Genomic DNA, 8,273 nt, shown 5'->3' on the forward strand with positions numbered 1-8,273 from the left:
GAGGCCGAACGGCGGCGCGCGGCCGCCGGTGACGGCGGGGTTTTCGCTCACCCGATGACGGCCTTGAGCGCGGCGTCCAGCGGCAGGGTCTGGCGTTCGCCCGTCGCGCGGGTCTTCAGTTCGACCACCCCGTCGGCCAGGCCCTTGGGCCCGATGATCAGTTGCTGCGGGATGCCCACCAGGTCGATGGCCGCGAACTTCGCGCCCGGCCGCTCGTCGCGGTCGTCGTACAGGGGATCGAGCCCGGCGTCGGCCAGCGCCTTGTAGGCCTGCTCGCACGCCGCGTCGCAGCCGGCGTCGCCGGCCCGCAGGTTGAGCACCGCCGCGCCGAACGGGGCCACCACCTGTGGCCAGACGATCCCGGCCTCGTCGTGGCTGGCCTCGATGATCGCGGCCACCAGGCGCGAGACGCCGACGCCGTACGAGCCCATATGCACCGGCACGTCCTTGCCGTCGGGCCCGGTGACGTGGGCCTTCATGGGCTTCGAGTACTTCTCGCCGAAATAGAAGATGTGGCCGACCTCGATGCCGCGGGCGGTCATCCGCTTGTCCTCGGGCATCGCGTCGAAGCGCGCGGCGTCGTGCATCTCGTCCGAAGCCGAGTAGAGGCTGGTCCGCCGGGCGACCTCGGGCTCCAGGTCGCCCTCCCAGTCCACGTCCGGGCCGGGCGCGCCCATCTCCACCAGGTCACGGTGGGCGAACACTTCGCTCTCCCCGGTGTCGGCCAGGATCATGAACTCGTGGCTCATGTCGCCGCCGATCGGGCCGGGGTCGGCCTTCACCGGGATCGCCTTCAGCCCCAGCCGCGCATAGACGTTGAGGTAGGCCAGGAACATCCGGTTGTATGACTTGCGCGCCGCCGCCTCATCGACGTCGAAGGAATAGGCGTCCTTCATCAGGAACTCGCGGCCGCGCATCACCCCGAACCGGGGCCGGCGCTCGTCGCGGAACTTCCACTGGATGTTGTAAAGATTCTTCGGCAAGTCCTTGTACGACTTGATATAGCTGCGGAAGATGTCGGTCACGACCTCCTCGGCCGTGGGCCCGTACAGCAGGTCGCGGTCGTGCCGATCCTTGATGCGCAGCATCTCGTCGCCATAGGCGTCGTAGCGGCCGCTCTCGCGCCACAGGTCGGCGAGCTGCAGGGTCGGCATTAGGATCTCGACCGCGCCGGCGCGGTTCATCTCCTCGCGCACCACCTGCTCGATCTTCTTCAGCACCTTCAGGCCCAGCGGCAGCCAGGCGTAGATGCCCGCCGCCTCCTGGCGGATCAGGCCGGCGCGCAGCATCAGCTGGTGCGAGACGATCTGGGCGTCGGCGGGCGCCTCGCGAAGGGTCGGCATGAAGTATCGCGATAGGCGCATTGGAATCCCGTCAGATCAGGCGAAGGCGCCCTGATAGCCTTGCCGGGAGAACCTTGGCAACGATGAGGCGGACCCGGCGGTTCCTCAGTAGGTCGCGGGAAGGTCCGGCAGCTTGATCAGGCCGAACTTGATCACCAGCCACAGGACGGCGAACAGCACGATCGCGATCAGGGTCGTGGTGATGAACTTCTTCTTCAATTTCGGATCCACCGGGGCGCCGGGATCGCCGCCGTCGCCCTTGTCGATGCCGGCCTCGGCATGGCTGGTCACGCCGATCGGCAGGACGGCGAACAGCACGGTCCACCAGATGGTCAGGAAGATCGCGACCGACGTGAACGGACCCATCAGTGGCCGCCTTTCGGAGTTTCCATCAGCTCGACCAGGACGCCGCCCATATTCTTCGGGTGGACGAAGATCACCGGCGTGCCGTGCGCGCCGATCCGCGGCTTGCCGCCGTTGAGCACCGTGGCGCCCTTGGCGACCATGTCGTCCCGCGCCGCCTCGATGTTCTCGACCTCGAAGCAGATGTGATGCTGGCCGCCGGCCGGGTTCTTCTCCAGGAAGCCCTTCAGGGGCGAGGCCTCGCCGTGCGGCTCGATCAGTTCGATCTGGCTGTTGGGCAGGTCCACGAAACAGACCCACACGCCCTGCTCCGGCATGGCGAACTTCTCGCCGATCTTCGTGGCCCCCAGCATGTCACGGTACATCGCGACCGACTGCTCGATGGAGGGCGTCGCGACGCCCACGTGGTTCAGTTTCCCGATCATGAGGGCGGTATACGCCGGGAGATCGCTGGGCGCGAGATCACCTTGCGGCACGAAGTGCGACCTTAGAACACGGCGCCCGCCGCCATCAGCGCCGTGATCCGCTCGGGCGCGATCCCGTACTCGGCCAGGATCTCCGCCGAATGCTCCGCCAGTTCGGGCGTTGGCCACAGGAATCCGCTCGGCGTCCGCGAGAACCGCGAGAAGGCCTTTGCCGTCACCATCGGCCCCAGGCGCGGGTGCTGCCAGCCCTCGACGAAGCCGTTCTCGGCCAGCCAGGGGTCTTCCAGCGCCTCGTCGCCACGCATCACCGGCGCCGCCGCGACGCCCGCGGCCCGCAGAGCCGACAGCGCCTCGTCCCGCCGCCAGTCCGCCAGCGCCGCCTCGATCCGGCCGGCCAGCTCGCCGTCGCGCGCCTCGGCCAGCGGCGAGGCGCCCAGCTCCACGGCGAGCAGGTGGGCGAGCGCCTGCGCCTGGACCTCCGTCTCCGCGACGAGGCCGATCCAGCCGTCCGCGCAGGCGTAGTAGCGATGCAACGCCGCCGTCCCGAGGCAGTCCGCGCCGCCCAGGTCGTTCGCCGGCCGCCCCTCGTAGGTCACCGTCTCGCCCAGCTGGAACAACAGGCTCTGGGCCATCAGGCTGGTCAGCACCTCCTGCCCCTCGCCCGTCCGCTCGCGGGCGTTCAGCGCCGCGATCACCGCCCCGGCCACGGTGGCCGCGGTGGCGATATCGTTGACGGCGATGGTGTGCAGGATCGGATCGCCCTCGCCGCCCTGCGCGGCCATCATCCCGCCCTCGGCCTGCAGCAGGGGATCGAACCCCGGCAGCGCCGCCCGCGCGCCCGTCTCGCCATAGGCGTTGATCGAGCACGAGATGATCCTCGGGTTCACCGCCTTCAGCGTCGCGTAGGCTATGCCGAGCCGCCCGCGCACGCCCAGGCGATAGTTGTCGATCACCACGTCGGCGCTTCTCACCAGCTCCAGGAACAGCTCGCGGGCTTCCGGTCGCTTGAGGTCCAGGCCCAGGCCGCGGACGCCGCGATTGTAGGCCAGGAACTGAGCGCCGTCCGAGCGGAACGGGTCGGCTTCACGCGACTCGATCTTGGCGACGTCGGCGCCGAGCTGGGCCAGGATCGTCCCGGCGTACGCCCCGGCGATCACCGTCCCCAGGTTCAGCACCTTCACCCCGGCCAGCGGCGGCGCGTCCGCGGGGGTTCCCGCCGCCCCCTTGGCCGTCCAGGCCGGTGGCGCGGCGACGGCCTGTGGCAGGCCGCGGACGCTGGCCGGCGTGCGGCTGAACTTGGTCGATGGCCCCGGCATCGCCACCTCGCCCAGCGTGGGGTGCTGCAACGAGACCCGAAGTCCGCCCTCGGCCACCGCGGCCCCGGCGAACCAGTCCTCCCGCCGGCCGACCGGCGCGCACGGCACGTCGTTGGCCCTGAGGGCTTCCAGCCACTCGTCGCGGGTGCGGCTGAGGAACATGCCCTCCAGCAGGTCACGGGCCGCCAGCATGTCGGCCTCCAGGGCGTCGAAGGCGTCCTCCAGCCCCAGCACCTGGAAGACCTTGCGATAGAAATTGGTGAACAGGGTCCCCAGGAAGAACCACTCCCCGTCGGCGCACTGATAGAGCCGGTAACGCGGATTGGCCCCCGGCGGCGTGCCACGGGGCAGCGACGGCTCGCCCAGGATCCAGGACGGCGGAGCCGCCTCCAGAGACCCATGCAGGCCGCTCACGGTCAGCGCCTGGCCCAGGCCGCTGCGGGTCCGCTCGTACAGCGCCGCGCCGATCGCGCCGGCGCCCAGGACGCCTTGCGCGTACCAGGCGATCGGGATCACCAGGTGGATGGGGTGGTCGCCCCACGCCCCTTGCCGGAACGCCACGCCGGTCAGGCCCGCCAGCAGGCTGTGCTGCGGCGGCAGGTCGCTCCACGCGCCCGTCGTCCCGTACGGCGGCATCCAGGCGTGGATCAGGCCGGGATGGGCCGCCGTCAGCGTCGGTCCGTCCAGCCCCAGGGCCTCGAGCCGCCCCGGCGCATGGTCGAACAGCGCCACGTCCGCGCCCGCGACCAGCGTCTTCGCGGCCGCGAGCCCCTCTGCCGTCTCCAGGTCCAGGGTCACGACCTGCTTGTTGCGGTTCCAGGCCAGGTAGCCGGGATGGTCCTTCAGCCGGTCGCCGCCCGGCGGCTCCACCTTGACCACCTCGGCCTCGAGGTCAGCCAGCAGCATGGCGGCCATCGGCCCGGCGACGCCCTGGCTGAAATCGGCGATCCGAACGCCCCGGTATGCGGACATGTGAGGCGGCCTCCCAGCCGAGCCGGCGGCGCGCTTCCCGCGTCTCGCTCCCGTCCATCAAACCCGGCGTTCGGACGCGCGGCAACATGCCAGCCTGCTGAAAATGGGCGGGACGGACATAGGAACGGCCACACTGCGCCCGCCGGGGCGAAGGCCCCGCGGTGATGGCGCACCGCAACGAGCCGGGTCGCAGCCTAACTCGGGACCCGGCGCCAGGCCTGGATACGGTATGGGCCCTTCTTGCCGCCACCTTCCAGGAGGTCGTCGACCATTTCGTAGCTGTCCAACGCGTGGTCGAAATTCAAGCGGCCCCGCTGGTAGCCCAGAATGATCCGGTCCCAAACCTTCGAACCGATCCACGCCTGGACCAGCGGGCCGTCCGGCGGCCAGATGGCGAGCAGTGTCGTTCCATCGGCCTTGGCGGCTTCCAGGTGGTCGCCCGTTTCAACGCCGTCGCCTGACGACCATGGATCAAAGCCCCGAATGGTGAGGCCGGCGTCCCGGAGCGCCCGGACCCATCGGCCATCGCCCGCCCCAATCTCGATGATCGGGCCCGAGGCGTGCCGCTTCACAAAGACCACGACCTGGTCCGTCACGGGGGACAAGAGCTGCTGATCGTAGTCAGGAATCACGTCGGGAAGGGCTCCAGCGTTAGATTCGCAGCACCGTCGTCTCGACGACCGGCCGGCGGCCCCAGATCCGCTGGCTGGCCTTCTTCACGCCGCGGGAGATGGCCTTCTCGATGCTCTCGTCGAATTCGGCTTCGTCGCCCTTCAGGCGCTTCAGCGCGCGCTCGGCCTCGTCGGCCAGCTCGTTCAGCACCTGGTCCAGATGGTCCTCGTCCTCGGTCGGCAGGCCCAGCGCGCGGACCTGCGGCCCACTGACGATCCGTCCGCGCTCGTCCAGGACCACTGACACCGCCAGCACGCCGTTGAAGGCCGCGTGCCGGCGTTCCCGGAGCGCGTCGCCGTTCTCGGGCGTGACCACGCCGGCGTCGACATAGAGGCGGCCCGCCTGGACCTCGTCGATGATCTCGGCGCGGCCGGGCGCCAGGCGAACCATGTCGCCGTTGCGCGGCGTCACCTGCTGCGGCACCTGCAGGTCGCGGGCGAAGGCGGCGTGCTCCATCAGGTGGCGCCGCTCGCCGTGCGTCGGCACCGCGATCGTAGGCCGCGCCCAGGCGTACATCTCGGCCAGTTCGTCGCGGCAAGGGTGGCCCGAGACGTGGATGCCCGGATGGTCGCGCTCGGTGTAGAGCCGCACGCCACGCTCGGTCAGCTTGTTCTGCACGTTGCGGATCGGGATCTCATTGCCCGGGATCACCCGGGACGAGAACACGACGCTGTCGCCTGAGTTCAGGTTCACATGCGGATGGGTGCCCTCGGCGATCCGGGCCAACGCCGCCCGCGCCTCGCCCTGGCTGCCGGTGCAGAGGTACAGCACCGCGTTCTCGGGCAGGTGCTTGGCCTCGGTGTCGTCGAGGAACGGCTTGATGTCCTGCATCAGGCCGACCGACTTCGCCGCCGCCGCCATCCGGTGCATAGAACGGCCCGCCAGGCAGACGCGCCGGCCGTTGGCTTCGGCGGCCCGGATCACGCTGTCCATCCGCGCCACATTCGACGCGAAGCACGCGACGGCCACCTTGCCCTTCAGGCTCCCGATCAGGTTGATCATGGCCTTGCGGACGTCGGCCTCGGAGCCGGCGTGCCCGTCCACGAAGACGTTGGTGCTGTCGCAGACCATCGCCAGCACGCCCTCGTCGCCCAGCTTGCGGATGGCGTCGATGTCGGTGGGTCCGCCCAGCAGCGGGTCGGGGTCGATCTTCCAGTCGCCGGTGTGGAGGATCGTCCCCAGCGGGGTGCGGATCGCCAGGCCGTTCGGCTCGGGGATCGAGTGGGTGAGCGTGATCAGCTCCAGCTTGAACGGGCCCAGCTCGATGGTCCCGCCCAGGGGCACCTCGGTGATCTGGGCCTCGTCCAGCAGATCCGCCTCGCGCAGCTTCTCGCGCAGGATGAAGGCGGTGAAGGGGGTCGCGAAGATCGGCGCCTTGAAGCGCGGCCACAGGTGCGCCACCGCGCCGATGTGATCCTCGTGAGCGTGGGTCAGCACGATGCCCAGCAGGCGGTGGGCGTTCTCTTCCATGAACGCGGGATCCGGCAGGATCACCTCGACGCCGGGCGTCGTCTGATCGCCGAACGTCACGCCCAGGTCGACGACGATCCACTTGCGGTCGTGCGCCGGCCCGAAGCCGTACAGATTGAAGTTCATGCCGATCTCGTTCGACCCGCCGAGCGGCAGGAAGACGAGTTCGTCGTTTTGGGTTTTTGCCATCAGGCCTTCGTTGAATGGCGGCGCCAGATTTCCAGCATGCCGCGAATGGTGAGGTCGGAGTCGAAATGGTCGATCGCCATCGTCGCTCCGTGGAACAGTGAAGCGACCCCGCCCGTGCCGATGACGGTCATCGGGCGGTCCCACTCCGATTTGATGCGCGCGACCAGCCCTTCGATCAGGCCGATGTAACCCCAGAAGACGCCGGACTGCATGGCGCCGACCGTGTCCTTGCCGATGATCCGCTGCGGCTTCTGGATCGCGACGCGAGGCAGTTTCGCCGCCGCGTTGTGCAAGGCCTCCATCGACAGGTTGATCCCCGGCGCGATCACCCCGCCCTCGAACCCCCCGTCCGCGGCGATCACGTCGAAGGTGGTCGCGGTGCCGGAGTCGATGACGATCAGCGCGCCCGGATAGACGATGTGCGCGCCGATGGCGTTGACCAGGCGGTCCGCGCCGGCCTCGGAAGGCTTGTCGATGCGGATGGGAATACCCAGCTCGACGTTCTCGCCGATCACCAGCGGTTCCACATGTAGGTATCGCCGGGCCAGATTGCGAAGATTGAAGATCGACTGCGGCACCACGCTCGAGATGATGCAGCCGTCGAACGCGCCCATGGCGAGCCCGGCCATGCCCAGCAACTGGGATAGCCAGACGGCATACTCGTCGGCCGTGCGGGTGGAATGGGTCGCGGCGCGCCACTGGGCGATCCACGTCTGGCCGTCGTGCACCGCGAAGAGAGTGTTGGTGTTGCCCTGTTCGATGGCCAGCAGCATTCACGCCCCTCCGAAGAATACGTCGCCCGCCGTTATGCGCTCAAGGGCGCCGTCGTCCAGCCTGAGCCTGAGCGCGCCGTCGAGGTCCAGGCCCTCGGCCACGCCGCTCAGCGTGCGGTTCGGCAGCCGGGCCTCGCAGCGCTGGCCCAGGCCGGTGGCCCGCTCGGACCAGCCGGCGGCGATGGGCGGAAACCCCTGCGTCGCCCAGGCCGTCCGCCAGCGCTCGAACGCCGTCGCCAGGACGTCCAGCGCCACCATGGGATCGGGCGGCGGCCTGGCCATGTGGTCGGCGAAGGCCGTCGCCGGCCGCTCCACGTCCTGCGGCGCGTGCTTCAGGTTGATCCCCACGCCCACGGCCAGCCACAGCCGCCCGTCGGGGCGCGAACCGGACTCCACCAGGATGCCAACCGCCTTCCTGCCATGCACCAGCACGTCGTTCGGCCACTTCAGCCGCGCCGCGCCGGGCCCCAGGCAGGTCTCGGCCAGGTCGCAGGCCGCCAGGGCCGCCACGAAGGAAAGCTGTGCGGCCTCGGCCGGCGGCCGGTCGGTGAGGGTCAGCAGCGTCGCCGCCAGGTTGCCCGTCTCGGTCGACCAGGCCCGCCCCCGGCGGCCACGCCCGGCCGTCTGTACGCCGGCGGTGATCCAGACCGGTCCCGCCTCCCCCGCCTCGGCGCGGCGGCGCGCCTCGGCGTTGGTGGAATCCAGTTCGACGTAGGACTCGATCGGGGGGCGGGTCATCCTCCTCTCCCC

8 protein-coding genes are annotated in these 8,273 nt (G+C 69.8%); all 8 read right to left on the reverse strand.

All coding sequences use genetic code 11. The features are described 5' to 3' along the window. Positions 1–47 precede the first annotated feature (47 nt). The 8 genes from proS to EPO51_RS06805 all read right to left on the reverse strand — a co-directional run bounded on the left by proS (position 48) and on the right by EPO51_RS06805 (position 8,261). The gene (gene proS, locus EPO51_RS06770; RefSeq protein ID WP_293347671.1) at positions 48–1,364 is read right to left on the reverse strand and encodes a proline--tRNA ligase; all 1,317 of its coding nucleotides are present in this window, start codon (positions 1,362–1,364) and stop codon (positions 48–50) included. A gap of 84 nt (positions 1,365–1,448) precedes the next feature. Further along, entirely contained in the window at positions 1,449–1,709 is a 261-nt protein-coding gene (locus EPO51_RS06775) for a DUF1467 family protein (RefSeq protein WP_293347674.1), read from the reverse strand. Then, positions 1,709–2,131 carry a methylmalonyl-CoA epimerase gene (gene mce / locus EPO51_RS06780; RefSeq protein ID WP_293347677.1) on the reverse strand — a complete coding sequence of 141 codons (423 nt, stop codon included), beginning with the start codon at positions 2,129–2,131 and terminating at the stop codon, positions 1,709–1,711. Before mce ends, EPO51_RS06775 begins: the two co-directional genes overlap by 1 nt. Positions 2,132–2,193: 62 nt before the next feature. Then, a complete protein-coding gene (locus tag EPO51_RS06785) occupies positions 2,194–4,419 on the reverse strand; it encodes a CaiB/BaiF CoA transferase family protein (protein ID WP_293347680.1) in 2,226 nt (741 codons plus the stop codon). A gap of 194 nt (positions 4,420–4,613) precedes the next feature. Then, the gene (locus EPO51_RS06790; RefSeq protein ID WP_293347683.1) at positions 4,614–5,051 is read right to left on the reverse strand and encodes a class I SAM-dependent methyltransferase; all 438 of its coding nucleotides are present in this window, start codon (positions 5,049–5,051) and stop codon (positions 4,614–4,616) included. Between the two features lie 19 nt (positions 5,052–5,070). Continuing rightward, the gene (locus EPO51_RS06795) at positions 5,071–6,750 is read right to left on the reverse strand and encodes a ribonuclease J (protein WP_293347686.1); all 1,680 of its coding nucleotides are present in this window, start codon (positions 6,748–6,750) and stop codon (positions 5,071–5,073) included. Then, positions 6,750–7,523, reverse strand: a complete 774-nt coding sequence (locus EPO51_RS06800) for a type III pantothenate kinase (protein ID WP_293347689.1) — start codon at positions 7,521–7,523, stop codon at positions 6,750–6,752. The genes EPO51_RS06795 and EPO51_RS06800 overlap by 1 nt, the downstream gene beginning before the upstream one ends. After that, positions 7,524–8,261 (reverse strand): biotin--[acetyl-CoA-carboxylase] ligase, encoded by a 738-nt coding sequence (locus tag EPO51_RS06805; protein WP_293347692.1) that lies wholly within the window; start codon positions 8,259–8,261, stop codon positions 7,524–7,526. Between the last annotated feature and the right edge of the window lie 12 nt (positions 8,262–8,273).

The organism is Phenylobacterium sp., from assembly GCF_004297125.1.
In the GTDB taxonomy this organism is placed as follows: Bacteria; Pseudomonadota; Alphaproteobacteria; order Caulobacterales; family Caulobacteraceae; genus Phenylobacterium.

Coding starts and splice junctions, on each gene's coding strand:
- mce (WP_293347677.1), bottom strand. CDS start 2,131: ATGATCGGGAAACTGAACCACGTGGGCGTCGCGACGCCCTCCATCGAG.
- EPO51_RS06805 (WP_293347692.1), bottom strand. CDS start 8,261: ATGACCCGCCCCCCGATCGAGTCCTACGTCGAACTGGATTCCACCAAC.
- EPO51_RS06775 (WP_293347674.1), bottom strand. CDS start 1,709: ATGGGTCCGTTCACGTCGGTCGCGATCTTCCTGACCATCTGGTGGACC.
- EPO51_RS06800 (WP_293347689.1), bottom strand. CDS start 7,523: ATGCTGCTGGCCATCGAACAGGGCAACACCAACACTCTCTTCGCGGTG.
- EPO51_RS06795 (WP_293347686.1), bottom strand. CDS start 6,750: ATGGCAAAAACCCAAAACGACGAACTCGTCTTCCTGCCGCTCGGCGGG.
- proS (WP_293347671.1), bottom strand. CDS start 1,364: ATGCGCCTATCGCGATACTTCATGCCGACCCTTCGCGAGGCGCCCGCC.
- EPO51_RS06785 (WP_293347680.1), bottom strand. CDS start 4,419: ATGTCCGCATACCGGGGCGTTCGGATCGCCGATTTCAGCCAGGGCGTC.